Below are 26,137 nucleotides of genomic sequence, written 5' to 3'. Positions count from 1 at the left end.
GAGAAACAGACATATCCACGTCATGGTAATAAAGTAATGGCTTATTTTAATGATACTCTTTATTGTGAATCAGATTCATATGGTAATGGAGAAAATTATGAAACAGTAGATGGACTTTCTTCTGTATGTATTGTTGTTATGTATTTTTATCGATTGCCTCGTTCTGGGCCATGGGCAGGAGCTACATTTTATAAAGATTCTGTAGGTTGGATATGCCAATTATATGATTCTCCTAGTAGTACTGATATAAGTAAAGCTCAAGCAGACTCGATAATTAAAGCATGGGGGATTGAAGAATGATTTCTGTTTGAGCGGGGATTGGCTTAGGAGGTACAATAAGTGAGAAATGGCAGTGGTCTGAAACTATTATAACTGATTGAATATGAAAAATCTGATTTGTTTTTTGTTGTTATTATCATTGTTCTCTAGTTGTTTACGTCGTGCACCTAAAACAATTTATCCTGCATGTTATGGTGTTGAACATAACTCTGTTAGAGATAGTCTAGGAATAGTATTATTGGATTCTAGCTGGATGCCCCATACATGGGATGGTGCTACAGCTTGGGGACCTAAAGAAAAACAGCCCTATCCATATCATACGGGCAAACAAGTAAATTATAATAATGGTACTCTTTATTGTGAAACAGATTCATATTGTAATGGAGAAGAATTTGAAACAGTAGATGGATTAAATTTAGTTTATTTGTATGTTGTGTATTTTTATCGTTCAGCTCGCTCCGGTCCATTAGGTGGAATTGCTTTTAATGCAGATACTGTAGGATGGGTTTGTCGATTTTATGATTCGCATGGAGGACAAAGTGTATCTAAAGCTCAAGCAGATTCAATAATTAAAGCATGGGGGATTGAAGAATGATTTCTGTGTGAGCGGGAGAAGGAATTGGACTAGAAGCTACTATAACAGAGAAATGGAAATGCCCTGAAACTATTACAATTAATTGAATATATTAAAATAGAAGTATAATGAAAAAAGTAGGTCGATTTAGTTTGTTTGAATTGCAGGATGCTAGTTCTGTAATAGACAAAGCGTCTCAAAAGACATTTATTGGTGGCGGTTCAGGATCTTCATCGGATCCTTATACACAGGATGAGTTTGACTCTATGATGTACTCCGGTCATTGGAATGGTGGCTGGGTATACGGTATGGGGTGGATAACGCCGCAAGTTTATATATATCCGAATCATTATAACTATTCGGGTAGTTATCATCCTTCCGGACATGGTGGAGGTGGCTCCTTTTGGCCTGGTAGTAGTTGGCCAGGTAATGGGGGTAATACAGGTGGATATCTAGGTTATAATGGTTACAATCCTAATCATAATAATTACTATCATGGACATAATGGTTACTGGGGGCATAATGGTTATTCCAATCATTATGGTTATCCGGGATTTTATGGTTATCATTTTTATGGAGGTGGTGGAGGGGGAATTACTCCTTCGGAGAATAATGAGCAAAGTGGTGTCATTGATCTTAATGGAACTTGTGTATACGACAGCCTTTCTGAATTGCTATCTCGTTTACAGAATAAAAAAATGACGAATGAAGAAGTAAGAGTAGAATATTTTGAATACTTGAAAAAACAGAATCTTTCTAATGAAGAAATTCTTAATTTAACTTTTAATGGGGTAAAAGGTAAATATATTGAGGGGCTAGCTGAATATTTAGGATTTGAGGCAAAAGAATTAAATGTTCCAGAATTTATAAACGAGATATCTAAAGGAAATTTAAATTATGCATGTGGTATAGCAGTCATTGAAGTATTAAATAAGAATACAGGACATATGGATTATCATGCTGTAGCAATAACTGATGCAATTCGTACAAGTGACGGTAAAAATGTATATTTCCATTTTTATGATGAACAAGGTTTATGTAAAAAGGAACTGTTAGAACCTGGAGATATTAAAAATTACTATGAGATAAAATATACAGACTGATGAGATATATATTAATAGTCATTTATATACTGTATTTTGAAGTGCAATTACTATTCGCTCAAAATCCGATTCAATTAGGAGAGGTAATAACCATAAGGAACAACAATTTATTCAATAGTGAAGAATTATTAAAAAAATCGGGAATACTTATGAAAGCTAATTCCTATTTTGAAGAATGTGATTCTATCTCGAATTTAGATTATTCTAAAAGGCTTTTATTAGCAACACTTTCTATGTGTATGTTCCAATCAAAAGATCAAAATTGTATTGTTCTATTTCAGCCTCCAGTTTTATTTACTGCGGAAGATTCTATTCGGATAACTCGTAGTCAGGAGATAGCGAATAATAGCTTAAAGGAATTATTTTCTAAATATAAGAAAGAGCATCCTGATATAATGAGTGAAGTGCAATGCAAGTCCTTTATTGATTATAGTATATATAGCCCTAATCAAAGACATAGATACTATATGAGTGGGGAGAAAATAGAAGATATTCAAGTCTTTCCACATGATATTAGTAAATATATGTTCAATTCAGATTCTCTTTTTGTCTATTCAATTCCGATTATAGCAATAGATAGTGGTAATTATGGAATGTATAAAGAGGGAGAGGAAAAGTATAAGCAAGAAAGAAAAGAATTTTGGGACGCATATCCCTATTGCAAAGCTTTAATTATCCAAAAACAAGATAGAGGTTTTATTCGTCTGTATTGTTTATTTGGCGAGTGTGGAATATTGAATAGTGATGACTATATTAAGAAATTGAAAGATATTATATGGTATAAGGATAATGATACATAGAATGGAGGAAATCATAAAGGATACACAAATGTTAAATGATAGATATGATGAAGCGATATGATTATTTAATAATAGGTTGTGGACTATATGGTTCTGTTATCGCCGAACAGTTAACACGAAGTTCACGTTCATGCTTGGTTATAGATAAACGTAGCCATGTTGGGGGGAATGTATATACTGAAAAAGTCAGGGATATTATCGTTCATAAATATGGTGCTCATATCTTTCATACAAATAATAAAACTGTTTGGGATTATATTAATTCATTTTCAGAATTTAATAGATACACAAATTCTCCATTGGCTAATTATAAAGGTGAACTTTATAGCCTGCCTTTTAATATGAATACATTTTATCAAATATGGGGAGTGACTACACCGATAGACGCTTTAGCAAAAATTGAATTTCAAAGACAGGAGTCTGGTGTTATCGAACCTAAAAATCTGGAAGAGCAAGCGATATCGTTAGTGGGGAAAGATATTTATGAAAAATTGATTAAAGGGTATACAGAAAAACAGTGGGGAAGACCAGCGACTGAACTACCAGCTTTTATCATCCAACGATTGCCAATACGCTTCACTTTTGATAATAATTATTTTAATGACAGGTATCAGGGAATACCGATTGGGGGATATACTCCAATCATTGAGAGAATGTTAAGACGGAGCGATGTGCTGTTGGAAGTTGATTACTTATCTAATAAGAAGTACTTTGATAATGTAGCAGATAGAATAATATATACAGGAGAAATTGATCGCTATTTTGACTATTGTTATGGTGCTTTGGAATATCGAAGTTTGAAGTTTGAGACTTGTTTATTAGAAAATCGGTCTAATTTCCAGGGAAATGCAGTGATAAATTATACAGATTCAACTACTCCTTATACTCGTGTTATAGAACATAAACATTTTGAGTTTGGTCAGCAACCATATACTGTGATAACGAAAGAATATCCTTTTGAATATCAGATGGGAGCAGAGCCTTACTATCCTATAAATAGTGACGCAAATATGATACTATATAATAAGTATCGTGAATTAGCTCAACAGCAGGATAGAGTATATTTTGGAGGACGGTTGGCAGAATATAAATATTATAATATGGATGTAATAATAGAATGTGCATTGGCATTAGTTTCACAGATAAATCATTAAAACAAGACTATATGCTGAAATATATAATATTGTTGATTCAAGATTTATATAGTAAATTAGAAATAAGGCTATTATGAAAAAAGTTGGTAGATTTAGTTTGTTTGAATTACAGAATAACAGTTCTGTAATAAATGAAGAGTCTCAAAAAGAGTATGTCGGTGGTGGTTCCGGAACATCCACGGATCCTTATACACCACAAGAGTTTGATTATATGATAAATGACGGTCAATGGCATGGCGGTTGGGTATATGGTATGGGATGGGTTACACCAGAGGTGAATGTTTATGGATATTATCATAGATATTCTTATGAAGAATATTTAAATAGGGAAGATGTATGGAATGGTGGGTATGTTGAAGGATATGGGTATATTGGTCGTGACGTAACGATAACTACTTATGATCCAAACTCTTTGCCAAAGACGGGAGTATATAATTATGATATGATGTATCACAGTGGTTTTGATCTTGGATATAATGCTGGAAAATCAGGGGAAAGTTGGGATGATGTTCTTGCTTGGTTAAGTGCAGCTTTGGCTGATGCATCTGCAGGTGATAGTTTTGGAGATGTTAATTATGATATGACATATTTTGCTCAAGGTGTTAGAGAGGGATACTGGAAGGGAAAATCTTCGGCAAATTATTATTGAACAGAAAGATATACTTGACTGATATTATGTTAATCTATTGAATTTATTGCGAAACTATATAGACCAAATGAAGAAAAAAGAATATTTCATATTGATTTTTATTTGTGTTTGCACTTTATCCTGTGTAGCTCAACCAGTCTCTAAATGCTATAGTGATGCATATAATTTACATTTTTCTATAAATACTAATTCTTCGATTGGATATTCATGGATGGAGAACGCAGCATATCTTGGTTGTGCAGTACCTTATCTGATCGAGGAATCAGGGAGAAGGTTATTAGCGAAAAAATATTTTAAAGGATTTCAATCTGACCGTCTTCGTACAGAAATAGAACAACGGATTGTGCTTCCTAATAATAATGAGAAGGAAGGACAGGTGATATTTGAAAGCAAAGGAGAGAATCTTGAAAATATCTTTATTATATTAGATGGGATAAATAGTGAAGAAAAATATATATTTTCAGATACTGTGAAAGTTACTTCGGGACATTTACTAAACAAGGTATCGAAGAAAATACCATTGATTGGAGTTAACCTATTGAATATAAGGATTCGGGCTGAAGGAAAAATTAATAAGGAAGCATATATCGCATATTCTAAATTGGATATTATGATTGGCAATAAAAATATAAATGAATACCCTTTGATCCTTCCGAAGTTACCAACTAATAAGAATATCAATTTTATTCCTTTGAATACTGATTACGAATTTGGAGAAATAGATATAATGAAAAATGGAAAGATTATAGCCATAGGAGAATCCGTACATGGAAATAGTTCTGTTCGTAATCTTGCTTATCGATTAATTATGGAAAGTGTAAAGAAACGAGGGTACAAGCTAGTCCTTTGGGAAATGCCTATGGAAATGTCTCTTGTTTACAATAGGTATGTGACGGATAGTAAGTTCATGCTTGATTCTATTGAAACAGCGTTTATTGATATCCAAAGTCTAAATTTTATAAATGAATTGAGATTACATAATTTTAGTAAAACGGCAAAAGAGAAGGTGTGTTTATTAGGTATAGACTATAATAGTACGTGGAAAGCAGATCAAAATTCAGCAATGGATATTTTCGATTTTATAATGCATTTAAATAAGAAACAAAAGATATATGAAGTTAATATGTTATTAAGTTTGCTGATGGAAAAAGATTGGAATAAAGCAATTGACTATCTTAAATCCCACAAAACTAAAATTCGAAATTTGCTTACAGAGGATGAGATAGAGTGCATATTACATATTCTAACTCTTTCTCTGAAAATGGGAACAGAGAGAGTAAATCGATTTGTAGGTCGCGATTCAGTAATGTTTGTGAATACGAAATTTTTATTAGAATATTTTTCAGTTCCTGTTGCTATGAAGAGTATTGTTTATGCACATAATGTACATGTCAATCCGGTTTCAACATTTCCTGCTGTACATTGTGATCCTTTTGGCATGTATATGAAGAAACAATATTCGAATGATTACATCCCTTTACTGATATTAATAGGTAAAGGTAGTGCAACTGTGTATGATTGGCAGTATAATGAAAAAGAAAAAGATTTGCAACATCCTCCTGTTGGAAGTATTGAACTTTTCTTAAATCAGCAAGAAAGTAATGTATGCTATTTCCCTATGTCGACTTTTTTTAATAAAATAGTACTATCTAGATATAAAGGAGATAAGCATACTATACAGGAGTTTTATCCATACAATTTATATCAACGTTATAAAGGGATGCTTTTTATCAAAGAGGAGTATGAAAATGAGAATATTAAAAAGGAGATAAAATCTGTTGATGAAATTAGAGCGACTTTATCAATAAGAAACAAGCGAAGACTAAAATTTTTAGAAAGTATAAATGATCATCAATAATTTTAAGTGATATGTAGGTACATGAAAAGTGACGTCGGTTGAACACCTTATTTGCATAATACATTATTAATTTTTCTTGGTTTCAAAACACAATTAAAGGATTAACTATACCTTTGCACTATCTTTTATAAAACACGTATTGTTATGGAACAGCATCCGATAAAAATTAATAAAGTGCAGATACGCAATCTGCAAATAGAAGATTATGTACAGTTATCCCAATCGTTTACCCGCGTTTATTCTGACGGTAGCGATATATTTTGGACTCGTGAGCAGATTCAGAAGTTGATTAAAATCTTTCCGGAGGGTCAGATCGTCACAGTCGTTGACGATAAAATAGTTGGTTGTGCTCTTTCTATTATTGTTGATTATGATAAAGTAAAGAACGACCATACGTATGCACAGGTTACGGGTAAGGAAACATTCAATACACATAATCCCAAAGGAAATATCCTGTATGGCATTGAAGTATTCATCCACCCGGGCTATCGTGGTTTGCGTCTCGCACGTCGTATGTATGAATATCGTAAGGAGCTTTGCGAAACATTGAATCTGAAAGCGATCATGTTTGGCGGACGTATCCCGAATTATCATAAATATGCTGACAAAATGCGTCCGAAAGAATATATAGAACGGGTACGTCAACGCGAGATTTATGATCCGGTACTTACTTTCCAGTTGTCGAATGATTTTCACGTTCGTAAGGTAATGACTAATTATCTGCCAAATGATGAAGAATCAAAACATTATGCTTGTTTGCTCCAGTGGGATAATATCTATTATCAGCCACCTACACAGGAATATATCAGTCCCAAAACTACGGTTCGTGTAGGCTTAGTTCAATGGCAGATGCGTAGTTATAAAACGTTGGATGACCTGTTCGAACAAGTAGAATTCTTTGTGGACGCAGTATCCGATTATAAAAGTGATTTTGTTCTTTTCCCGGAATATTTCAATGCTCCTTTGATGTCGAAGTATAACGATAAGGGGGAATCGCAAGCCATTCGCGGATTGGCGAAATATACGGATGAAATTCGGGAACGGTTTATGAATCTGGCTATTAGCTATAATATCAACATTATAACCGGAAGTATGCCATACGTAAAAGAGGATGGGCTACTTTATAATGTAGGTTTCCTTTGTCGGCGGGATGGAACCTACGAAATGTATGAAAAATTACACGTCACTCCCGATGAAATAAAAAGCTGGGGACTTAATGGTGGTAAACTTCTGAATACTTTTGACACGGACTGTGCAAAGATTGGAGTCTTGATTTGCTATGATGTGGAGTTTCCTGAACTTTCCCGCCTGATGGCAGATCAGGGGATGCAGATATTATTTGTTCCTTTCCTGACAGATACCCAGAATGCCTATTCCCGTGTTCGTGTTTGTGCGCAGGCACGTGCCATCGAGAATGAATGTTTTGTAGTCATTGCCGGAAGTGTCGGAAATCTTCCCCGTGTGCACAATATGGATATTCAATATGCCCAATCGGGTGTGTTTACCCCATGCGACTTTGCTTTTCCAACAGACGGAAAGAGGGCAGAGGCAACTCCTAACACCGAAATGATTTTGGTATCGGATGTTGATCTGGATTTGCTGAACGAACTGCATACTTATGGTAGTGTACGCAACTTGAAAGACCGCAGGAATGACCTGTATGAGGTGAGATACAAGAAATAAAAAGAGTGACGCTATGCTGTCCGGATAGCGTCACTATATGCCTTGGATAGCGTCACTATCCGGGGCATATAGTGACGCCCTTTTGATAGAATACTTTTCTATTTGGAAGACGTGCCACTCTCCAATATACTAACGATAGAAAACAGCGTAAAGCAAATAGCTCCGAGACCTACCAAAACACGTGCCGGAATAAAATAATCAGCATGTGTAGTAGCAAGCTCGAATACAAAAGCCGCCAGGAACAGACAAGCCAATGCCGTTAATACCGGAATCATAGGAATACGGTTGGCCAATTTGAATTCTTGCCTCCATATCTTAGCCAGCAGGATTACTTTGCTGGAAATACTGTAACATACCAACCCCAACCCGAGCATAATATATCCGGTGGTACCGTTTGCACTTCCGGAATCTGCCAAAATCACGAATAATCCCCATACAAAAGAGATAGATCCCATTAATAAAACCAGTTTCGGCCATTTATTCCGTTCTTTTTCTGAATAATCATTACGTATCTGGCGTGCTATGGTAGCTACCAGCGCAATCAAACTGGTACAAATACATGCCAGACCGACCATTACATGCCCCGCGACAAAATAAGCAGGATGAGAATGACTGTTGCCTAATAATACAAATGCCCATATCCATGCGATCAGCGAAACGATGATGGCAACAATGACCAATGCCCGTCTCTGATTAAGAGAAAAAGCTCCTTCCGGAACTTCATTACTTGTCGCTTTTGAATTTCCCGGAATTAAAGAGAATCGGGTAGAAGAGGTGGCGGCGGTAGCTACACAAGTGGTAATAAATCCAACGCCAGTGATAACGTGTCCTGCAACAAATGCAGAGGTGGAAGTGGCATTACTGAAAATGCAGATACCTCCAATAATAGTAATGATGGCTGCCAGATAGCCTATAATCGGCAAAACGTATTTGGCCGATTTATTATAAGTATGTATGATTTGCCGGATGATAGTGGCAGCCGTGCAAAACAGTGCAATGCATATCATACCGAGTGAAAACACAACAGGACCGGCCACAACACGACTCCCGTCATCTCCATAACCATAAATGAACGCTCCGTATCCGAAGCAAAAAATAGCCATCGCCAAAGGGATTGCTCTGAATAAAATGCTAATACCGTAATTCATAAGTTAAAGTGCTTTTAGGTTTCCCACTAAAACAAGGAGATACCTGTTTTGTTTAGGCTGTAGGCGGTTTATAATCGTTAACTTCACACGAATCCGATTAAAAGTCCTAGCTTTTTGCTCAACTAAACAAATGTTTTTGTAAATTTGCACCCTTAAAAATGGGGATACCCCTCAAATTGTAAATTGTAAATAGTAAAATCGTAGACAGCTATGGGTAAGAGATTTACTGAATATTCGCAGTTTGACCTTTCGCAGGTGAACAAAGATGTGCTGAAGAAATGGGACGAGAACCAGGTTTTCGCCAAGAGTATGACAGAACGTGATGGCTGTCCTTCGTTCGTGTTTTTCGAAGGACCTCCCTCGGCTAATGGTATGCCGGGTATTCACCATGTAATGGCTCGTACCATTAAGGACATTTTCTGTCGCTACAAAACGATGAAGGGTTATCAGGTGAAGCGTAAAGCCGGATGGGATACGCACGGACTGCCTGTGGAACTAAGTGTAGAAAAGGCATTAGGTATCACAAAAGAAGATATTGGTAAGAAAATCTCTGTTGCCGACTACAATGCGGCTTGTCGGAAAGACGTGATGAAATATACCAAGGAGTGGGAAGACCTGACTCATCGGATGGGATATTGGGTGGATATGAAACATCCTTATATCACGTATGATAATCGCTATATTGAGACATTATGGTGGCTATTGAAGCAACTGCATAAAAAAGGATTGTTGTATAAAGGATATACGATCCAGCCGTATTCACCGGCTGCAGGAACAGGATTGAGCTCACATGAGTTGAATCAACCGGGCTGTTATCGGGATGTAAAAGATACAACGGCCGTTGCCCAATTTAAAATGAAGAATCCTAAACCGGAAATGACGGAATGGGGAACTCCTTATTTTATCGCTTGGACAACTACTCCATGGACATTGCCCTCAAATACGGCTCTTTGTGTGGGACCCAAAATTGACTATGTGGCTGTACAGTCTTACAACGCTTATACCGGAGAACCTATCACGGTTGTTCTGGCAAAAGCTTTATTGAATGTACACTTCAATGCAAAAGCTGCTGATCTGAAATTGGAGGACTACAAAGCCGGAGATAAACTTGTACCGTTTAAAGTGATTGCCGAATATAAAGGTACTGATCTTGTCGGTATGGAATATGAGCAGTTGATCCCTTGGGTGAAACCGGTTGAGGTATCCGAAGATGGCAACTGGAAGCCTAGTGATAAGGCTTTCCGTGTGATACCGGGTGATTATGTAACGACAGAAGACGGTACAGGTATCGTTCACATTGCACCTACATTTGGTGCGGATGATGCGAATGTGGCACGTGCTGCAGGAATCCCGTCATTGTTCATGATTAATAAGAAAGGAGAAACTCGTCCGATGGTGGATTTAACTGGTAAATTCTATCTGTTGAATGAGCTGGATGAGAATTTCGTAAAAGAATGTGTTGATGTAGATAAATACAAAGAATATCAGGGTGCATGGGTGAAAAATGCTTATGATCCTCAATTTATGGTGGATGGCAAATACGATGAGAAAGCTGCGCAAGCTGCCGAATCTTTGGATATTGTCATTGCCATGATGATGAAAGCAGACAACAAGGCTTTCAAGATAGAAAAGCATGTCCACAACTATCCGCACTGCTGGCGTACAGACAAACCGGTGCTTTATTATCCATTGGATAGCTGGTTTATCCGTTCTACCGCTTGCAAGGAGCGAATGATGGAATTGAATAAAACCATCAACTGGAAACCGGAATCTACCGGAACCGGCCGTTTCGGCAAGTGGCTGGAAAATCTGAATGACTGGAACCTTAGCCGTTCTCGTTATTGGGGTACTCCATTACCTATTTGGCGTACAGAAGATAATACGGATGAGATATGCATCGAATCTGTAGAAGAACTTTATAATGAAATCGAGAAATCGGTAGCTGCCGGATTTATGAAATCCAATCCATACAAGGATAAAGGTTTCGTGCCGGGTCAATATTCGGAAGAAAATTATGATAAGATTGATCTTCACCGTCCTTATGTAGACGACGTCATATTGGTATCGAAAGACGGCAAACCGATGAAGCGTGAATCAGACTTGATTGATGTATGGTTCGATTCGGGTGCTATGCCATACGCGCAGATCCATTATCCGTTCGAAAATAAAGAACTGTTGGATAACCGTCAGGTATATCCGGCTGACTTTATCGCAGAAGGAGTAGACCAGACTCGTGGTTGGTTCTTTACCTTGCATGCTATCGCTACCATGGTATTTGACAGCGTGTCCTACAAAGCTGTTATCTCTAACGGTTTGGTACTCGATAAGAACGGTAACAAGATGTCCAAGCGTTTGAATAACGCTGTCGATCCGTTTACTACGATTGAAAAGTATGGTTCCGACCCGTTGCGTTGGTACATGATTACCAATTCTTCTCCATGGGATAACCTGAAATTTGACGTTGAAGGAGTGGAAGAGGTTCGCCGTAAATTCTTCGGTACCTTATATAATACGTATTCATTCTTTGCGCTTTATGCGAATGTAGACGGATTTGAGTATAAAGAAGCGGATGTACCGATGGCAGAACGTCCGGAGATCGACCGCTGGATCTTGTCTGTATTGAATACATTAATAAAGGAGGTAGATACATGCTATAATGAATATGAACCGACAAAGGCAGGACGTTTGATTTCTGATTTTGTGAATGATAATTTGTCCAACTGGTATGTTCGCCTGAATCGTAAACGTTTCTGGGGTGGTGAATTTACACAGGATAAATTGTCTGCTTATCAGACATTGTACACTTGTCTCGAGACAGTTGCCAAACTGATGGCTCCTGTATCTCCGTTCTATGCAGACCGATTGTATACTGACTTGATTACAGCAACAGGACGCGACAATGTAGTTTCTGTCCATCTTGCCGAATTCCCGAAATATCAGGAAGAAATGATAGACAAGGAACTGGAAGCCCGCATGCAAATGGCACAGGATGTTACATCTATGGTGTTGGCATTGCGCCGCAAGGTGAATATCAAGGTACGCCAACCGCTGCAATGTATCATGGTTCCGGTGGTAGATGAAGAGCAGAAAGCTCATATCGAAGCTGTGAAGAACCTGATTATGAATGAAGTGAACGTAAAAGAAGTCAGATTCGTTGATGGTGCAGCCGGTGTATTGGTGAAAAAAGTGAAATGTGACTTTAAAAAGCTAGGCCCGAAATTTGGCAAGCAAATGAAAGCAGTAGCTGCTGCTGTTGCAGAAATGTCACAGGAAGCCATCGGTGAATTGGAGAAAAACGGAAAGTATACATTAAATCTGGATGGTGCGGAAGCTGTTATTGAAGCATCGGATATCGAGATCTTTAGTGAAGATATTCCGGGATGGTTGGTTGCCAATGAAGGCAAACTGACAGTAGCGCTTGAAGTGACCATTACCGAAGAACTGCGTCGCGAGGGTATTGCCCGTGAACTGGTGAACCGTATTCAGAATATACGTAAGTCAAGCGGCTTCGAGATTACAGACAAAATAAAAATAACAATCTCGAAAAATACGCAAACAGATGATGCGGTAAATGAATATAATACTTATATTTGTAACCAGGTTTTAGGCACATCTCTTGAACTTGTAGATGAAGTGAAAGACGGAACAATGTTGGAGTTTGACGATTTCTCATTGTTTGTGAACGTGATAAAAGACTAATACTATATTGATTAACCTTTTAAAATTGTAAAGTTATGGCAGAAAAGACTAGATATTCGGATGCGGAACTCGAGGAATTCCGTGCCATTATTATGGAGAAACTGGAATTGGCACAACGTGACTATGAACAGTTGAAGAAAAGTTTGATGGGACTGGACGGTAATGATACCGACGATACATCTCCTACGTATAAAGTATTGGAAGAAGGAGCTAATACGCTCTCCAAGGAAGAAACGACCCGACTGGCACAACGTCAGCTGAAGTTTATCCAAGGATTACAAGCTGCTTTGGTACGTATTGAGAATAAAACGTACGGCATTTGCCGTGAAACCGGAAAGTTGATTCCGGCAGAGCGTCTGCGTGCTGTTCCTCATGCTACATTAAGCATTGAAGCAAAGAACAGTGGTAAAAAATAACAGATAGCAAGTAGGCTACAGGTAACGAGCTACAAGTAGCTGCGCAAAGTTTACGCACGGCACTTGTAGCTCGTTATGTTTAACTTATAATAAACACATGAAGAAACTATTCACGAAGGGGAGAATTGCCCTTCTCGTTATCTTTTCCGTATTGATTATTGACCAGATCATCAAGGTCTGGATTAAAACTCACATGTACTGGCACGAAAGTATACGTGTGACCGATTGGTTTTATATCTATTTCACCGAAAACAACGGGATGGCTTTCGGTATGGAAATCTTCGGTAAGTTATTCCTGACAATATTCCGCATTGTTGCGGTAGCATTGATAGGGTGGTATCTCTATAAAATCATAAAGAAAGGTTTTAAAACAGGTTATATCGTCTGTGTGGCTCTTATTCTGACCGGTGCTTTGGGAAACATCATAGATAGTGTGTTCTATGGAGTTATTTTCAATGAAAGCACTCATTCGCAGATTGCCAGTTTCATGCCCGAAGGTGGTGGATATTCTACCTGGTTTTACGGAAAAGTGGTGGATATGTTTTACTTTCCGATTATAGATACAAACTGGCCTACATGGATGCCGTTTGTGGGTGGAGAGCATTTTATATTCTTTAGTCCGATCTTTAATTTTGCGGATGCCGCTATCAGTTGCGGTATCATTGCCTTGTTACTCTTTTATAGTAAATATTTGAATGAGTCTTATCATTCACTGGATAAAGATAAAAAGGAAGCTACGGATCATGAAAAATAAATTTCGGTTTCATCTGTGTCTCATCTGCATGTTCGTGTTTGCGGTAGCCGGGTGTAAAGTGAAAAGACCCAGTGATGTAATCTCGGAATCGAAGATGGAGAATTTGCTGTATGATTATCATGTGGCAAAGTCTATGGGAGATAATTTGCCTTATAGTGAGAACTATAAGAAAGCATTATATATCGACGCCGTTTTCAAGAAATACGGGACTACACAAGCTGCATTTGACTCATCCATGGTTTGGTATACCCGTAACACAGAGATTTTATCGAAAATTTATGATAAGGTGAAAAAACGCTTGAAAGACGAACAGGAACTTGTTGGCGACCTGATAGCCAAGCGTGATAAGAAACCGAAAATGACCAAGCAAGGTGATAGCATCGATGTCTGGCCGTGGCAGCGTATGGTACGTCTGACCGGTGAAATGATGGATAATCAATATGTATTTACTTTGCCGACCGACTCTAACTACAAAGACCGGGATACACTGGTATGGGAAGTGCGGTATCGTTTCCTGGAGCCGATGCTTGCCGACTCTTTAAGAGGTGTCACTATGGCTATGCAGGTGATTTATGAAAAAGATACGATCAATCATTGGAAAACGGTGACTGAACCGGGTGTGCAACAAATTCGTTTGTTTGCAGACACATTAGGTTCGATGAAAGAAATAAAAGGTTTCATTTATTATCCGATGGATAGCCAGGAAAAAGGCGGGGCAGTATTGGCCGACCGTTTCATGATGACTCGTTATCATTGTACGGATACGCTCGCATTTGCTGTACGCGATTCTTTGAATAAGATAGAAGCATTGAAAGCGGATTCTTTGAAGAAGATAGCTACTAAAGAAAATGCCGACTCTTTACATAAGGTCATAGACAAGAATAAAGATGACATTCAGCGTCTGACACCGGAAGAGATGAACCGTCGTCGTACGGGAACTCATCGTGAGAAGAAGCCGGAGCAGATTCAGGTGGAACAGCATATCCAAAAGGAACGGATAGAGCAAAGAAAAGAACGCCAGATGAATCAACGCAGGAAGCAACAACAAAGACGTTCAAACAACTGATTGTAATGAAACGTTTTGCTTCTCATTATTTGCTGATACCTGCCGTCGGATATATGAAGCAGCAGGTAGTGGAGATCACTGACGAAGGAGTTGTCCGAGGTGTGTTCCCATTGACCGAAGAGATTGAATCGGTTGAATGGATGCCGGGAGTGATTGTGCTGCTTTCTGAAAGTCAGGTGGAAGAAATAAAAAACACTGGGATGATTTTAAAAAACATTCCAGTGTTTCAAATCAATCTTTCCAGTGTTTCGAATCAATCTTCCCAATGTTTTAATGAGTATCTGCAGGAAGCAGAAAAGAAGGGGGAAGCTTTATTTCCTTATTTGTTTTATCCTTTTGATTTTACTTCCATGCAGCCTGTCGACGGAACTCGGCACAGATTACTGCGGTAGCAATGGCTACATTCAGAGACTCGGATGTCTCTTGGCCTGCCGGGTAATTGGGGATATATAATTTTCGGTTGATTAATGTGGCTACCTCTTTCCCTATGCCATTCCCTTCATTTCCCATTACGATCAAGCCATTGGCCGACAATGGTTGTTCATACATGTTTTTTCCATCCAGGAACGTACCGAACACAGGAGTATCTCCGAGCGACCGGATAAAATCGGGGAGGGAAGTATAATGTACTTTCACCCGGGCAATTCCACCCATAGTGGCTTGTATGGTCTTAGGGTTATATACATCTACCGTATTCTGCGAGCAGATAATATGTTCGATGCCAAACCAGTCGGCCAAACGGATAATGGTACCCAGATTTCCGGGATCTTGTACATCGTCCAATGCAAGGCAAAGTGATGAACGAACTGCCTCCGGATCCAAAGTATATTGTGGTTGTTCGAAAATAGCAAGTACCTGTTGGGGAGTTTTCAATAAACTGGCTCGTGAAAGATCTTCCTGTGAAACTTCTACCAGTTCACTTGCGTCAATACCCGGATGCTCCTGAAACCAGGAGGGAGTGGCTGCTAAAAAACGACAGGGAAAATGTCCGAGTAAATCACCTACCAATTTAGGACCTTCAGCCAGGAATACCCGCTCTTCTTTACGTATTTTCTTCAGTTCCAGCGAGTGGATATACTTTATTTTGTTTTTACTTAATGATGCCATAGATTTGATATTCTTTTGCAAAGCTATAAAGATATTTCCAATCTACCCTTACTTTCTTCGTCTTTTTCTTAAATTATTTTCCCCGTCGGAAAATATAATTTATCTTTGTAGGCGCATTTTTCATGCTATCGATGTAAAACCGTATGAGGAGAAATTTTCTTTGTTTGCTTGCTTCTGCTGCTGTCTTGTCACTTGCTTCGTGTACTACCACTAAGTTTGTGCCGGATGGATCTTATCTGCTGGATGAAGTTAAAATTCGTACGGACCAAAAAAATATACGGCCTTCTTCCTTGCGCATGTATGTTCGCCAAAATCCTAATGCCAAGTGGTTCAGTCTGATAAAGACCCAACTTTATGTATATAATCTATCGGGGCGTGATTCGACCAAATGGGGGAATAAGTTCTTGAGAAGAATAGGGGATGCTCCCGTAATATATAGCGAGGACGAAGCACAACGCTCTGAAGAAGAGATCACTAAGGCTGTGCATAATATGGGATATATGGCGGCAACAGTGAAACGTTCGACCAAAGTAAAAAAGAAAAAGATCAAAGTCTATTATGACGTAACGGCAGGCAAGCCATACGTTGTTCAATCTATCAAATATGATATTTATGATCCTAAAATAGCTGCGCTTCTCAAACAGGATTCTGCCAGAAGTTTGCTGAAGGAAGGAATGTATTTTGATGTGAATGTATTGGATGCGGACAGGCAACGTATCACAAATAAGTTACTTCGGAATGGTTACTATAAATTTAATAAGGATTATATCGGATATACTGCCGACACCGTTCGTAATACTTATAATGTAGATCTGACTCAACATTTGCAGATGTATAAAGCTCATGCGAATGATTCGGCAAGAGCACATCGGCAATATTGGATCAATAAGATTAATTTTATTACGGATTATGATGTTTTGCAGTCCTCGGCAATGAGCAGTGTGGACATCAATGATTCGGTTCATTATAAGGGATATCCGATTTACTATAAGGATAAGCTCTATTTACGTCCTAAAGTGCTTACGGATAACCTCCGGTTTGCTTCCGGCGATTTGTTTAATGAGCGTGATGTGCAGCAAACTTATTCCAGTTTCGGGCGTTTGTCTGCATTGAAATATACGAATATCCGTTTTATCGAGACTCAAGTTGGAGATTCAACAATGCTCGATTGTTACGTGATGTTGACTAAGAGCAAGCATAAATCGGTATCCTTTGAGGTAGAGGGAACCAATTCTGCCGGTGACTTGGGAGCGGCAGCTTCCGTTTCTTTCCAGAATAGGAATCTCTTTCGCGGGTCGGAAACGTTTATGATAAAATTCCGTGGAGCGTATGAGGTTATTTCCGGGCTTCAGGCAGGCTATTCAAATAATAACTATACGGAGTATGGAGTGGAAACGAGTATCAACTTTCCTAATTTCCTGTTCCCATTCATTTCCTCTGATTTTAAACGGAAAATCAGGGCTACAACAGAGTTTGGTTTACAGTATAATTATCAGTTGCGACCGGAGTTCTTGCGTACGATGGCTTCTGCTAACTGGAGTTACAAGTGGACACAACGTCAGAAGATACAACACCGTATTGATTTGATAAATATTGCTTTCCTTTATTTGCCCCGTATCTCTGAAAGGTTTAAAGAAGACTATATAAATAAAGGACAGAACCATATATTCCAGTATAATTATCAGGATCGACTGATTATAAATATGGGATATAGCTATAATTATAATAGCGTGGGAGGATCGATTATCAATAATACGATTGCTTCTAATTCATACTCCATCCGTTTTAATTTCGAATCGGCGGGAAATGTAATGTATGCTCTGTCAAAGGCTGCAAACATTCGGAAGAACAGTAATGGTGAATACGCTATTCTGGGAATTCCTTATGCTCAATATCTGAAAGGGGAGTTTGATTTTGCTAAGAATATCAGAATCGATTATCGTAACTCTTTTGCGTTTCATGCTGGTGTGGGAATAGCTGTACCTTATGGAAATGCGAAGACTATTCCGTTTGAGAAACAATATTTCTCTGGTGGAGCCAATAGTGTCCGCGGATGGAGTGTTCGCGATTTGGGACCGGGCTCTTTTGCAGGAAATGGGAATTTGCTCGATCAATCCGGAGATATTAAACTGGATGCCAGTATTGAATACCGAAGCAAGTTATTCTGGAAGTTTCAGGGGGCGGTATTTATTGATGCTGGTAATATCTGGACCATCCGGAGTTATGCCAATCAACCGGGAGGGGTTTTCAAGTTTGATAGGTTTTATAAGCAAATAGCAGTGGCCTACGGATTAGGTCTCCGCCTGGATTTGGATTTCTTTATTTTGCGTTTTGACGGAGGTATGAAAGCTGTCAATCCTGCCTATGAAACGAGGAAAGAGCATTTCCCCATCATTCATCCTAAATTCAGTCGTGACTTTGCTTTCCATTTTGCTGTGGGATATCCTTTCTAATCAGCCATTTATTATTTACTCTTACTAATTCGAGCGTATCTTGCAGGGAACTTACGTATTCCATTTTTCCTCCGATGGGATGAATGACGAATGCATTTTTGATTTGGCAGACAACCGACGCTTCTTCTAAATTAGCATCTATCTCACTTGAAATAACAGAAACTTTTGCAGCGCCTCGTGTCTTAAGTTGCTCCAGATGGGTTTGCCCGACATTAGATGCTAAGAAACTAAGATAAGATTGAGAAGAAGGCGTGCTCCATTCTTTGGCGACCGGATAATTGAAATTATAAAAGGCTTCGCAGAAATCGATGGCTGTCTGTTCTATTTGAGTTTGAGGAGTTTGTTGCTGACAAGATAGACAGGTGAAGATTAGAACAGAATAGATAAGCGTATGTAGTTTATTCATAGTACAAAAGATTCTTGATAGAAGAAGATAAGATTGAAAAAGGAGATGAAACTCCTATATGATGTTTCATCTCCTTCGTATTTGTTTTTATTTTTAGCGGGCGGCAAACATAAAATTGCTCATTGTAGCCTGGCGTGCTGCCAGCATGCCTTGAGCATCCAGCGTTACATTCATCTTTTCGCCATTTGGCAAGAACAAATCAGCAGTGCCATCATTGTTCATTTTTACTAATTCAGCGCTTTCACCGTTTGCAACGACATTCCATGTGTTGGCTTCTTTGTTGTAGATCAGGTCCATTGAAGCAGTTTCGCCCTCTTTAGTAATGGAATATCCATTCTCAAGAGTTTTCACCATGTAGTTGCCGTTTTCTCCTTTTACTTTCTTTACGTCACCTACATTAGCCATCGGATTGGAGCCACTCCAGAATTCGATTGAGTTGATAACTAAAGCATCAGCCAGGTAAGCTACACCATAAACCGGAACAATGTTGAAAGCAAGGAATACGAGTTCGTTTACAAACTTGTTTCCAACTGATTGATTCCAGGAAGACAGGCGGTTGAATAAACCAAATGATCCTACACAAGAACTGAATAATAAGCTAGCACTAAGTACTACTGCGACTAAAGTCAGTTTTCCTCTTTTCATGTTAAAATGTTTTTGATTAATAAAAAATATTGATAATTTCTCTCTTATGTGTATGCAAATATAATATTTTTTAATTAATCGGGGCTATTATTTCTAATTTTTGTATACTCTTGACTTCCGCCGTGACAATTCGTTTCCTATGATATGGTCTATTGAAAATTTACCGGGACCGGCAATATACATCAATATAAATACAACTAAATAGATGAAAGCTAGCTCTTTAACCGCAAATACGTCATTAGCATGAACAACAAAGAAGGCTACTATCATTGTGAAAATCATCGGGATCATTGCCAAGCGATACAGGAATCCGATGATAAATGCCATCGAACATACGAGTTCGCCAAAAATTGCTAATCCGAGAGATAGGGGACTTCCTATTCCAAGCGGATCAGGAAATACTGCTGACATCTCCTGGAAGTTACTCCATTTCTGGATACCGTGGTTCATTAATAATATACCGAAGATGATCCGGACAGCCAATAGCAACAAAGATACTTTCATTGTATTCGATTTTGTGGGAAATAAAAAACTATAAATCATAAGTTGTTCTATTTTTAAGTTTATATCTATTTATATAAACATAAAAAATATTGAATTTGTTCTCTATTGATAGCAAAATTTGTTTGGACCTTATTTCTTATTTAAAACATAATGGTCTGCAAGTTCTCCGGTTATTTCTTGTTTATCCATTGTTAGTTTGCGTAAATGATTTTCTTCTACTTTATAATAAGAAAGTTCTCCGCCTTCTTCATTAAGAGTCAATAGGTTGTCTTTTAAAGTATATGTACCTTTTTCGTCAAATGAGCTGTCTCTATCGATATATACGGAATGGAGGCTGAATGTTTTGTCCGGATTTAATGTCAGGGTTGTTTCAATACCCGGACAATCGGCAGCGGGGAAAACTCCTTTATAAGTTCCTTCGTAATCAAGTGAATTTTCCGCATTATGGATATCGGTTACTTCGATTGAAGTACTGTCTGCACCGGCACTCTTGTTTGTTTTCGCGCTATTGTTGCATGCTGCCAAAAGAGCACATGAACATACTAAAATGAAAATTTTCTTCATTATTATTGTTTCTATTAGTTAGCCTAATTGAGTATATTGGACGTAAAGGTATAAATTTAAAATGGAATCTTTATAGTAAAAAGAAACGAACAACTTTATTTATGAATAAATAAACTTTGTATCTTTGCGGAAAATTCTAAAGATATGGCACAACATACTTATGACAATGAAGCTGTTCAGGAATTATTGAACTGGGCAAAAAAGATGATTGAGACAAAGAATTATCCAACAGAAAGATATCAGGTCAATAAATGTACTACCATTATTGATGGTAAATCGTATTTGGAGTCTTTGATTGCAATGATTTCCAGAAACTGGGAGAATCCGACTTTTCATCCCACTATTGAGCAATTATGGGAGTTTAGGGAAAAGTGGGAAAATAAAGAAGCGTAGCAAATTGCGATTCAATGTTGAATGATAAATCATTTATGAATATAGAAATGCACTCTTATCTGACATGATTAGAGTGCATTTCTATTTTATTAGTTTGATATTTATCAGCTTCCTAAAAAGGCAGCCATCTTTTCTTCTTTTTCAGGGATGTTTTTTCTTCTTCTCCGTTTTGGCTATAGATATCTGCAAACGTCTTTTTCTCTTTAATCATTTCGTAAATGACTCCCCAGTCTGGTAAACCACCCAGATTTCGATCGTCAATGAACATGTCGGCTTTCAACTTTCGAGAGAATCCCTGATGGCCTTTCTGCTCTTCAGGATAATCCTTATTAACGGCATAAAATTCTAAACCTCTGGCTTTACACCATTCGACAGCTTCGTCCAGAAGTGCTCCTTCACGCACACTCCACAGTATTAAACGATGCTTTTCTTGTTGCAATAACTTCAATGTGTCAACAGCGAATGGAATCTCTTCACCAATGCGTGGATAACGATGTTCTACAATCGTTCCGTCAAAATCAACAGCTATAATCATAGTTTTTAATTACCTAATTTGGAACAAAGATACGGACAGTAAGCCAAAAAAACGTATCTTTGTCTCAAATTAACATTTTAATAAAAATATAAATATATGAACAATTCCCCTCAGCGTGCTGCTAAAGGCTTTACGAGAGCATTTTGGGTCAGCAACACAGTCGAACTGTTTGAGCGTATGGCATATTATGCCGTTTTTATCGTTCTCACTATTTATCTATCTTCCATTTTAGGTTTTAATGATTTCGAAGCAAGTATGATTTCCGGGCTTTTTTCCGGTGGATTGTATCTGCTTCCTATTTTTTCCGGTGCTTATGCTGACAAGATCGGTTTCCGGAAATCAATGATTATAGCATTTTCCTTATTATCCATCGGATATTTAGGGTTGGGTGTACTGCCCACTTTACTGGAAGCTGCCGGTTTGGTTAGTTATGGTGCCACTACTCAATTTAATGGTTTGCCTGATAGCTATACCCGGTGGATCATCGTGCCGGTTTTGTTTGTACTTATGGTGGGAGGTTCTTTCATTAAGTCCATTATCTCCGCTTCTGTGGCTAAAGAAACAACGGAAGCAACCCGTGCCCGTGGTTATTCCATATTTTATATGATGGTAAATGTGGGTGCTTTCACCGGTAAAACGATTATCGATCCTTTGCGTAATGTCATTGGTGAACAAGCGTATATCTATATTAATTATTTCTCCGGTGCGATGACAATAGTTGCTTTACTTGCTGTTATTCTTCTTTATAAATCGACGCATACGGCAGGTGAAGGAAAAAGTCTCCATGAGATTGGACAGGGATTTATGCGAATCATCACAAACTGGCGTTTATTGATTCTTATTTTGATTGTTACTGGTTTCTGGATGGTGCAGCAGCAGCTTTATGCCACTATGCCTAAATATGTGATTCGTATGGCTGGCGAGACGGCAAAACCGGGTTGGATTGCCAATGTGAATCCGTTTGTGGTGGTTTGCTGCGTTAGTTTTATCACCCGTTTGATGGCCAAACGCAGTGCGATTACTTCGATGAATGTGGGAATGTTTTTGATTCCTATTTCGGCATTACTGATGGCATGTGGAAATTTGTTGGGTAATGATCTTATTACAGGTATGAGCAATATTACTCTGATGATGATTGCGGGTATAGTTGTGCAGGCGCTTGCCGAATGTTTCATTTCACCGCGTTATCTGGAATATTTCTCTTTACAGGCTCCTAAAGGAGAAGAAGGAATGTATTTAGGATTCAGTCATTTGCATTCATTCCTTTCTTCCATTTTCGGTTTTGGTCTGGCGGGAATTCTGCTCACTAAATATTGTCCGGATCCGGCTTTGTTCGAGACGCGGGAAGCATGGGAGGCAGCTAGTGGAAATGCCCATTATATATGGTATTACTTTGCTGCTATAGGCCTGATTGCCGCTGTAGCGCTACTCTTATTTGCAAAAATCACCGAATCCATCGACAAAAAGAAGGAGGCTTCTCGGTAATTCTCTGCTTTTTTATGTATATTTGCCGTCACTTTGCTGTAAAAGTTGACGGCATTTTGCATTTTAATAAAGAGGATAAAACATGAAAGTAAAATTTATAAGCCTGGCGAGTGGCAGTAGCGGGAACTGTTATTATCTGGGCACTGAAACCTATGGAATACTGATAGATGCCGGAATCGGCATACGTACTATCAAAAAATCACTGAAAGATTATAATATCTTGATGGATAGTATTCGTGCGGTATTTATAACGCACGATCATGCTGACCATATTAAAGCAGTAGGTAATCTGGGAGAAAAAATGAATATTCCTGTTTATACAACCGCACGTATTCATGCTGGAATTAATCGTAGCTATTGTATGACGGAGAAACTTAGCTCGTCAGTTCGTTATCTGGAAAAGCAAGAGCCTATGACGCTGGAAGATTTTCACATCGAATCTTTTGAAGTGCCACACGATGGAACGGACAATGTGGGGTATTGCATTGAAATTGATGGCAAAGTCTTTTCTTTCTTAACCGACCTTGGAGAGATTACTCCTACAGCTGCTCATTATATCAGTAAAGCCCATTATTTGATACTTGAAGCCAACTACGATGAGGAAATGCTCAAAATGGGGCCTTATCCTCAATATCTGAAAGAACGGATTGCAAGTAAAACCGGACACATGAGTAACTCTGATACTGCAGAGTTTCTGGCGGAAAATATCACTGAACATTTGCGATATATCTGGTTATGCCATTTAAGTAAAGACAATAATCACCCGGAGCTGGCTTATAAAACGGTGGAATGGAAATTAAAGAACAAAGGTGTTATTGTAGGCAAAGATGTGCAACTACTTGCTTTAAAGCGAAATACGCCTTCCGAGCTTTATGTGTTCGAATAAAGACGAAAAAAAGATAGTAAAAAAGCTGCATGATTGTTTGGTCAAATAAAATAAAAGACCTACTTTTGCAACCGCAAACGAGGAATTAAGCACTCTTAGCTCAGTTGGTAGAGCAACTGACTCTTAATCAGTGGGTCCAGGGTTCGAATCCCTGAGGGTGTACAAATTCAACGTTGCAATAAAATAAAATGTTGCACTCTTAGCTCAGCTGGTAGAGCAATTGACTCTTAATCAATGGGTCCAGGGTTCGAGTCCCTGAGGGTGTACTAGGAAAAAGGAGGTTTTTGCCTCCTTATTTTGTTGGTTTACAGCAGATTAATTGAATAGATGTTATATAAATTGACATCTAAAGGAGTATCAAAAGATAGTACTAATTACGTCAAACTATGACAAGGTATAGTAAATAGTGACATATTTGTGATACCAATGCGATACTAGGGGTGATACCGGTGTGATACCAATGTGATACCCGGTGTGATACCAGACGTAAATCTTCCAATTTCTCCTTATCTACATTTATCAATCATACTTAAAGTAAAAGTATGAACAATGTATCTGTACGGCTCGTCTTTGATAGAAAGCACGTAGCCACCAAAAAACGTCAATCCTCCGTACAAATGGAGGTTACTTATCAGCGGAAACGCAAGTATGTCGGAACTGGCATAAAACTCTATTCCGACCAGTGGGGCAAAGACCTGAAAGTTAAAAATCACCCCCAGTCATTAGTGTTCAACCAAAAGTTGAATGATATGGTGTCTGGGATATATGATTTTGTCTATCAGCTTTCTTCTCAAAACATTCCTTTCACCTTTGAAAGATTGGAACGGTATTTGAACAATTCGGAATCTGGAACCACAAATTCATTTCTGTCCTTTATGGAGAAACGGATATACGAACGGCAAGTTACTGATTCAACGAAGCAAAGGCAGAAGTGTGTACTAAAAGCACTGAAAGAATTTGGCAGGATTAAAGATTTTACTGATATTTGTGATGAAAATATCAGAGCATACGATGAATTCGCCAAAAAACGATGCAAATGCCAGTCTTCGGTGTATAATTATCACAAGATACTGAAAGTATTTGTAAGAGAAGCGTACGCGGCTCATTTGATTTCAGAGAATCCATATCAGAATTTCAAATTAGATCGCGGTAAACGTGTAGCAAGAAGGTTTTTGACGAAAGAAGAACTGGTTAAACTCGAAACTAAACAGATTGATGATATGTGTCTGAATCGTGTGAGAGATCTTTTCCTGTTTTGTTGCTATACTGGTTTGGCGTATGCGGATTTGGCAATTTTCAACTTCAAAGATGCTATAATGACAGACGGAATGTATAGAATACGAGATGAGAGAATAAAAACCGGAACTCCTTATAATATATCACTCATGGATAAAGTTATGAATATATTAAAGAAGTATGAGTTTAAGTTGCCTGTTATATCTAACCAGAAGTACAATTCATATTTAAAAATTCTGGGGGCGTTCTGTGAAATAAAGAAGAAGCTGACGAGTCACGTTGCCCGGCATACCTTTGCCACTACTGTTGCATTAGCCAATGGGGTGAGGATTGAGGTTATTAGCAAAATGCTTGGACATACGAATATCCAGACCACGCAGCTATATGCGCATATATACCAGGCTGAAGTAGACAAAGAGTTTGAACGACTTAATAATATTGTATGAAGATGAAACTTGTCACTGTAAGAGAAGCAGCTGATTTTCTTCGTATATCTTACAGAACAGCTCAACGATATTTGGCTGAAGGAAGAATACCGTACACCAAGCCAGCCGGTAGAGTATTGATAAAGGAGCAAGACTTGATGAACTTCGTTAATATGACGAATAGATAAAAATATATGCCTCGGTTACTTTGCACTGTGTGTCATTTATGACTTACCAAAATAGGTAAAAGCCCAGATTACTGTTTTGACACATGGTATTCACCCTAAGTGACCGGGGTATTTTTCTTTGTTAGAA

Annotated in this window: 25 protein-coding genes, 2 tRNA genes and 1 pseudogene; 21 read left to right on the top strand and 7 right to left on the bottom strand. The window is 38.2% G+C overall.

All coding sequences use genetic code 11. From position 1 onward, the window contains the following. From HMPREF9010_RS17520 to HMPREF9010_RS17540, 8 genes and pseudogenes are all read left to right on the top strand, one after another. Positions 1-300: pseudogene (locus HMPREF9010_RS17520) on the top strand (hypothetical protein); the annotation flags it as partial. A gap of 82 nt (positions 301-382) precedes the next feature. Next, positions 383-874: a hypothetical protein gene (locus HMPREF9010_RS0124225; protein WP_008647934.1), complete on the top strand. Its 492-nt coding sequence runs from the start codon at positions 383-385 to the stop codon at positions 872-874. Positions 875-981: 107 nt separating this feature from the next. Then, positions 982-1,956, top strand: coding sequence for a hypothetical protein (locus HMPREF9010_RS26315; RefSeq protein ID WP_008647932.1), 975 nt, complete (start codon positions 982-984; stop codon positions 1,954-1,956). Then, positions 1,956-2,756, top strand: coding sequence for a hypothetical protein (locus HMPREF9010_RS17525; protein WP_008647931.1), 801 nt, complete (start codon positions 1,956-1,958; stop codon positions 2,754-2,756). Before HMPREF9010_RS26315 ends, HMPREF9010_RS17525 begins: the two co-directional genes overlap by 1 nt. A 47-nt stretch (positions 2,757-2,803) precedes the next feature. Further along, a complete protein-coding gene (gene glf, locus HMPREF9010_RS17530; protein ID WP_008647930.1) occupies positions 2,804-3,910 on the top strand; it encodes a UDP-galactopyranose mutase in 1,107 nt (368 codons plus the stop codon). 73 nt (positions 3,911-3,983) lie between these two features. Further along, entirely contained in the window at positions 3,984-4,559 is a 576-nt protein-coding gene (locus tag HMPREF9010_RS24970; protein WP_008647929.1) for a hypothetical protein, read from the top strand. Between the two features lie 67 nt (positions 4,560-4,626). Beyond that, positions 4,627-6,417: an erythromycin esterase family protein gene (locus HMPREF9010_RS17535; protein WP_032852495.1), complete on the top strand. Its 1,791-nt coding sequence runs from the start codon at positions 4,627-4,629 to the stop codon at positions 6,415-6,417. Positions 6,418-6,561: 144 nt separating this feature from the next. Beyond that, positions 6,562-8,100 (top strand): carbon-nitrogen hydrolase family protein, encoded by a 1,539-nt coding sequence (locus HMPREF9010_RS17540; protein ID WP_008647925.1) that lies wholly within the window; start codon positions 6,562-6,564, stop codon positions 8,098-8,100. Positions 8,101-8,198: 98 nt separating this feature from the next. On the opposite strand, the gene HMPREF9010_RS17545 is transcribed toward HMPREF9010_RS17540, so the two are convergent. Beyond that, complete coding sequence (locus tag HMPREF9010_RS17545; protein ID WP_008647924.1) at positions 8,199-9,248, bottom strand: DUF2776 domain-containing protein; 1,050 nt, start codon at positions 9,246-9,248, stop codon at positions 8,199-8,201. A 210-nt stretch (positions 9,249-9,458) separates the two neighbouring features. Here HMPREF9010_RS17545 and ileS point away from each other — a divergent pair, with 210 nt between their 5' ends. The 5 genes from ileS (at position 9,459) to HMPREF9010_RS17570 (ending at position 15,575) form a co-directional block, all read left to right on the top strand. Beyond that, positions 9,459-12,947: an isoleucine--tRNA ligase gene (gene ileS / locus HMPREF9010_RS17550; RefSeq protein ID WP_008647923.1), complete on the top strand. Its 3,489-nt coding sequence runs from the start codon at positions 9,459-9,461 to the stop codon at positions 12,945-12,947. Positions 12,948-12,982: 35 nt separating this feature from the next. Next, the gene (locus HMPREF9010_RS17555; RefSeq protein ID WP_004295883.1) at positions 12,983-13,363 is read left to right on the top strand and encodes a TraR/DksA family transcriptional regulator; all 381 of its coding nucleotides are present in this window, start codon (positions 12,983-12,985) and stop codon (positions 13,361-13,363) included. A 97-nt stretch (positions 13,364-13,460) separates the two neighbouring features. Next, a complete protein-coding gene (locus tag HMPREF9010_RS17560) occupies positions 13,461-14,117 on the top strand; it encodes a lipoprotein signal peptidase (RefSeq protein WP_008647922.1) in 657 nt (218 codons plus the stop codon). Further along, positions 14,107-15,183 (top strand): DUF4296 domain-containing protein, encoded by a 1,077-nt coding sequence (locus tag HMPREF9010_RS17565; protein ID WP_008640156.1) that lies wholly within the window; start codon positions 14,107-14,109, stop codon positions 15,181-15,183. The genes HMPREF9010_RS17560 and HMPREF9010_RS17565 overlap by 11 nt, the downstream gene beginning before the upstream one ends. A 5-nt stretch (positions 15,184-15,188) precedes the next feature. Beyond that, complete coding sequence (locus HMPREF9010_RS17570; RefSeq protein WP_032852494.1) at positions 15,189-15,575, top strand: hypothetical protein; 387 nt, start codon at positions 15,189-15,191, stop codon at positions 15,573-15,575. Here HMPREF9010_RS17570 and HMPREF9010_RS17575 read toward each other — a convergent pair. After that, positions 15,526-16,290 (bottom strand): TrmH family RNA methyltransferase, encoded by a 765-nt coding sequence (locus HMPREF9010_RS17575; RefSeq protein WP_008647918.1) that lies wholly within the window; start codon positions 16,288-16,290, stop codon positions 15,526-15,528. The two genes, HMPREF9010_RS17570 and HMPREF9010_RS17575, sit on opposite strands and share 50 nt — an antisense overlap. A 143-nt stretch (positions 16,291-16,433) precedes the next feature. Here HMPREF9010_RS17575 and HMPREF9010_RS17580 point away from each other — a divergent pair, with 143 nt between their 5' ends. Beyond that, positions 16,434-18,743, top strand: a complete 2,310-nt coding sequence (locus tag HMPREF9010_RS17580; RefSeq protein WP_008647913.1) for a BamA/TamA family outer membrane protein — start codon at positions 16,434-16,436, stop codon at positions 18,741-18,743. Here HMPREF9010_RS17580 and HMPREF9010_RS17585 read toward each other — a convergent pair. The 4 genes from HMPREF9010_RS17585 to HMPREF9010_RS17600 all read right to left on the bottom strand — a co-directional run bounded on the left by HMPREF9010_RS17585 (position 18,697) and on the right by HMPREF9010_RS17600 (position 20,862). Continuing rightward, positions 18,697-19,149: a hypothetical protein gene (locus HMPREF9010_RS17585; protein WP_008647912.1), complete on the bottom strand. Its 453-nt coding sequence runs from the start codon at positions 19,147-19,149 to the stop codon at positions 18,697-18,699. The two genes, HMPREF9010_RS17580 and HMPREF9010_RS17585, sit on opposite strands and share 47 nt — an antisense overlap. A gap of 93 nt (positions 19,150-19,242) precedes the next feature. Then, positions 19,243-19,794, bottom strand: coding sequence for a DUF3332 domain-containing protein (locus tag HMPREF9010_RS17590; protein ID WP_008647911.1), 552 nt, complete (start codon positions 19,792-19,794; stop codon positions 19,243-19,245). A gap of 93 nt (positions 19,795-19,887) precedes the next feature. Beyond that, the gene (locus HMPREF9010_RS17595) at positions 19,888-20,337 is read right to left on the bottom strand and encodes a DoxX family protein (protein ID WP_008647910.1); all 450 of its coding nucleotides are present in this window, start codon (positions 20,335-20,337) and stop codon (positions 19,888-19,890) included. Between the two features lie 90 nt (positions 20,338-20,427). Beyond that, complete coding sequence (locus tag HMPREF9010_RS17600; RefSeq protein ID WP_008647909.1) at positions 20,428-20,862, bottom strand: copper resistance protein NlpE; 435 nt, start codon at positions 20,860-20,862, stop codon at positions 20,428-20,430. Between the two features lie 144 nt (positions 20,863-21,006). Here HMPREF9010_RS17600 and HMPREF9010_RS17605 point away from each other — a divergent pair, with 144 nt between their 5' ends. Beyond that, on the top strand, positions 21,007-21,255 hold the full coding sequence (locus tag HMPREF9010_RS17605) for a DUF6965 family protein (protein ID WP_004295894.1): 249 nt from the start codon (positions 21,007-21,009) through the stop codon (positions 21,253-21,255). A 112-nt stretch (positions 21,256-21,367) separates the two neighbouring features. On the opposite strand, the gene HMPREF9010_RS17610 is transcribed toward HMPREF9010_RS17605, so the two are convergent. Then, positions 21,368-21,790 carry a BT0820 family HAD-type phosphatase gene (locus HMPREF9010_RS17610; RefSeq protein ID WP_004295895.1) on the bottom strand — a complete coding sequence of 141 codons (423 nt, stop codon included), beginning with the start codon at positions 21,788-21,790 and terminating at the stop codon, positions 21,368-21,370. Between the two features lie 96 nt (positions 21,791-21,886). On the opposite strand from HMPREF9010_RS17610, the gene HMPREF9010_RS17615 reads away from it, so the two are divergent. The 6 genes from HMPREF9010_RS17615 to HMPREF9010_RS25275 all read left to right on the top strand — a co-directional run bounded on the left by HMPREF9010_RS17615 (position 21,887) and on the right by HMPREF9010_RS25275 (position 26,010). Further along, the gene (locus HMPREF9010_RS17615) at positions 21,887-23,275 is read left to right on the top strand and encodes a peptide MFS transporter (RefSeq protein ID WP_004295896.1); all 1,389 of its coding nucleotides are present in this window, start codon (positions 21,887-21,889) and stop codon (positions 23,273-23,275) included. An 82-nt stretch (positions 23,276-23,357) separates the two neighbouring features. Beyond that, entirely contained in the window at positions 23,358-24,161 is an 804-nt protein-coding gene (locus HMPREF9010_RS17620; RefSeq protein ID WP_004295897.1) for an MBL fold metallo-hydrolase, read from the top strand. Positions 24,162-24,250: 89 nt separating this feature from the next. Next, positions 24,251-24,323, top strand: a tRNA-Lys gene (locus HMPREF9010_RS17625). Between the two features lie 31 nt (positions 24,324-24,354). Beyond that, positions 24,355-24,427 (top strand) — tRNA-Lys (locus HMPREF9010_RS17630). A 276-nt stretch (positions 24,428-24,703) separates the two neighbouring features. Further along, on the top strand, positions 24,704-25,843 hold the full coding sequence (locus tag HMPREF9010_RS17635) for a site-specific integrase (protein WP_008647908.1): 1,140 nt from the start codon (positions 24,704-24,706) through the stop codon (positions 25,841-25,843). Further along, positions 25,840-26,010: a helix-turn-helix domain-containing protein gene (locus HMPREF9010_RS25275; RefSeq protein WP_008647907.1), complete on the top strand. Its 171-nt coding sequence runs from the start codon at positions 25,840-25,842 to the stop codon at positions 26,008-26,010. Before HMPREF9010_RS17635 ends, HMPREF9010_RS25275 begins: the two co-directional genes overlap by 4 nt. Positions 26,011-26,137 lie beyond the last annotated feature (127 nt).

Origin of the sequence: Bacteroides sp. 3_1_23, assembly GCF_000162555.1 — a bacterium.
Classification (GTDB): Bacteria; Bacteroidota; Bacteroidia; order Bacteroidales; family Bacteroidaceae; genus Bacteroides; species Bacteroides ovatus.
This window is presented reverse-complemented; position numbering and strand designations above follow the sequence as displayed.

What these genes read in the sequence shown, in the direction of transcription:
- glf (WP_008647930.1), top strand. Translation starts at nt 2,804, where the DNA reads ATGAAGCGATATGATTATTTAATAATAGGTTGTGGACTATATGGTTCT.
- HMPREF9010_RS17565 (WP_008640156.1), top strand. Translation starts at nt 14,107, where the DNA reads ATGAAAAATAAATTTCGGTTTCATCTGTGTCTCATCTGCATGTTCGTG.
- HMPREF9010_RS17540 (WP_008647925.1), top strand. Translation starts at nt 6,562, where the DNA reads ATGGAACAGCATCCGATAAAAATTAATAAAGTGCAGATACGCAATCTG.
- HMPREF9010_RS17600 (WP_008647909.1), bottom strand. Translation starts at nt 20,862, where the DNA reads ATGAAGAAAATTTTCATTTTAGTATGTTCATGTGCTCTTTTGGCAGCA.
- HMPREF9010_RS17560 (WP_008647922.1), top strand. Translation starts at nt 13,461, where the DNA reads ATGAAGAAACTATTCACGAAGGGGAGAATTGCCCTTCTCGTTATCTTT.
- HMPREF9010_RS24970 (WP_008647929.1), top strand. Translation starts at nt 3,984, where the DNA reads ATGAAAAAAGTTGGTAGATTTAGTTTGTTTGAATTACAGAATAACAGT.
- HMPREF9010_RS17555 (WP_004295883.1), top strand. Translation starts at nt 12,983, where the DNA reads ATGGCAGAAAAGACTAGATATTCGGATGCGGAACTCGAGGAATTCCGT.
- HMPREF9010_RS26315 (WP_008647932.1), top strand. Translation starts at nt 982, where the DNA reads ATGAAAAAAGTAGGTCGATTTAGTTTGTTTGAATTGCAGGATGCTAGT.
- HMPREF9010_RS17585 (WP_008647912.1), bottom strand. Translation starts at nt 19,149, where the DNA reads ATGAATAAACTACATACGCTTATCTATTCTGTTCTAATCTTCACCTGT.
- HMPREF9010_RS17535 (WP_032852495.1), top strand. Translation starts at nt 4,627, where the DNA reads ATGAAGAAAAAAGAATATTTCATATTGATTTTTATTTGTGTTTGCACT.
- HMPREF9010_RS17605 (WP_004295894.1), top strand. Translation starts at nt 21,007, where the DNA reads ATGGCACAACATACTTATGACAATGAAGCTGTTCAGGAATTATTGAAC.
- HMPREF9010_RS17590 (WP_008647911.1), bottom strand. Translation starts at nt 19,794, where the DNA reads ATGAAAAGAGGAAAACTGACTTTAGTCGCAGTAGTACTTAGTGCTAGC.
- HMPREF9010_RS17580 (WP_008647913.1), top strand. Translation starts at nt 16,434, where the DNA reads ATGAGGAGAAATTTTCTTTGTTTGCTTGCTTCTGCTGCTGTCTTGTCA.
- HMPREF9010_RS17595 (WP_008647910.1), bottom strand. Translation starts at nt 20,337, where the DNA reads ATGATTTATAGTTTTTTATTTCCCACAAAATCGAATACAATGAAAGTA.
- HMPREF9010_RS0124225 (WP_008647934.1), top strand. Translation starts at nt 383, where the DNA reads ATGAAAAATCTGATTTGTTTTTTGTTGTTATTATCATTGTTCTCTAGT.
- HMPREF9010_RS17635 (WP_008647908.1), top strand. Translation starts at nt 24,704, where the DNA reads ATGAACAATGTATCTGTACGGCTCGTCTTTGATAGAAAGCACGTAGCC.
- HMPREF9010_RS17610 (WP_004295895.1), bottom strand. Translation starts at nt 21,790, where the DNA reads ATGATTATAGCTGTTGATTTTGACGGAACGATTGTAGAACATCGTTAT.
- HMPREF9010_RS17615 (WP_004295896.1), top strand. Translation starts at nt 21,887, where the DNA reads ATGAACAATTCCCCTCAGCGTGCTGCTAAAGGCTTTACGAGAGCATTT.
- ileS (WP_008647923.1), top strand. Translation starts at nt 9,459, where the DNA reads ATGGGTAAGAGATTTACTGAATATTCGCAGTTTGACCTTTCGCAGGTG.
- HMPREF9010_RS17545 (WP_008647924.1), bottom strand. Translation starts at nt 9,248, where the DNA reads ATGAATTACGGTATTAGCATTTTATTCAGAGCAATCCCTTTGGCGATG.
- HMPREF9010_RS17570 (WP_032852494.1), top strand. Translation starts at nt 15,189, where the DNA reads ATGAAACGTTTTGCTTCTCATTATTTGCTGATACCTGCCGTCGGATAT.
- HMPREF9010_RS17525 (WP_008647931.1), top strand. Translation starts at nt 1,956, where the DNA reads ATGAGATATATATTAATAGTCATTTATATACTGTATTTTGAAGTGCAA.
- HMPREF9010_RS25275 (WP_008647907.1), top strand. Translation starts at nt 25,840, where the DNA reads ATGAAGATGAAACTTGTCACTGTAAGAGAAGCAGCTGATTTTCTTCGT.
- HMPREF9010_RS17620 (WP_004295897.1), top strand. Translation starts at nt 23,358, where the DNA reads ATGAAAGTAAAATTTATAAGCCTGGCGAGTGGCAGTAGCGGGAACTGT.
- HMPREF9010_RS17575 (WP_008647918.1), bottom strand. Translation starts at nt 16,290, where the DNA reads ATGGCATCATTAAGTAAAAACAAAATAAAGTATATCCACTCGCTGGAA.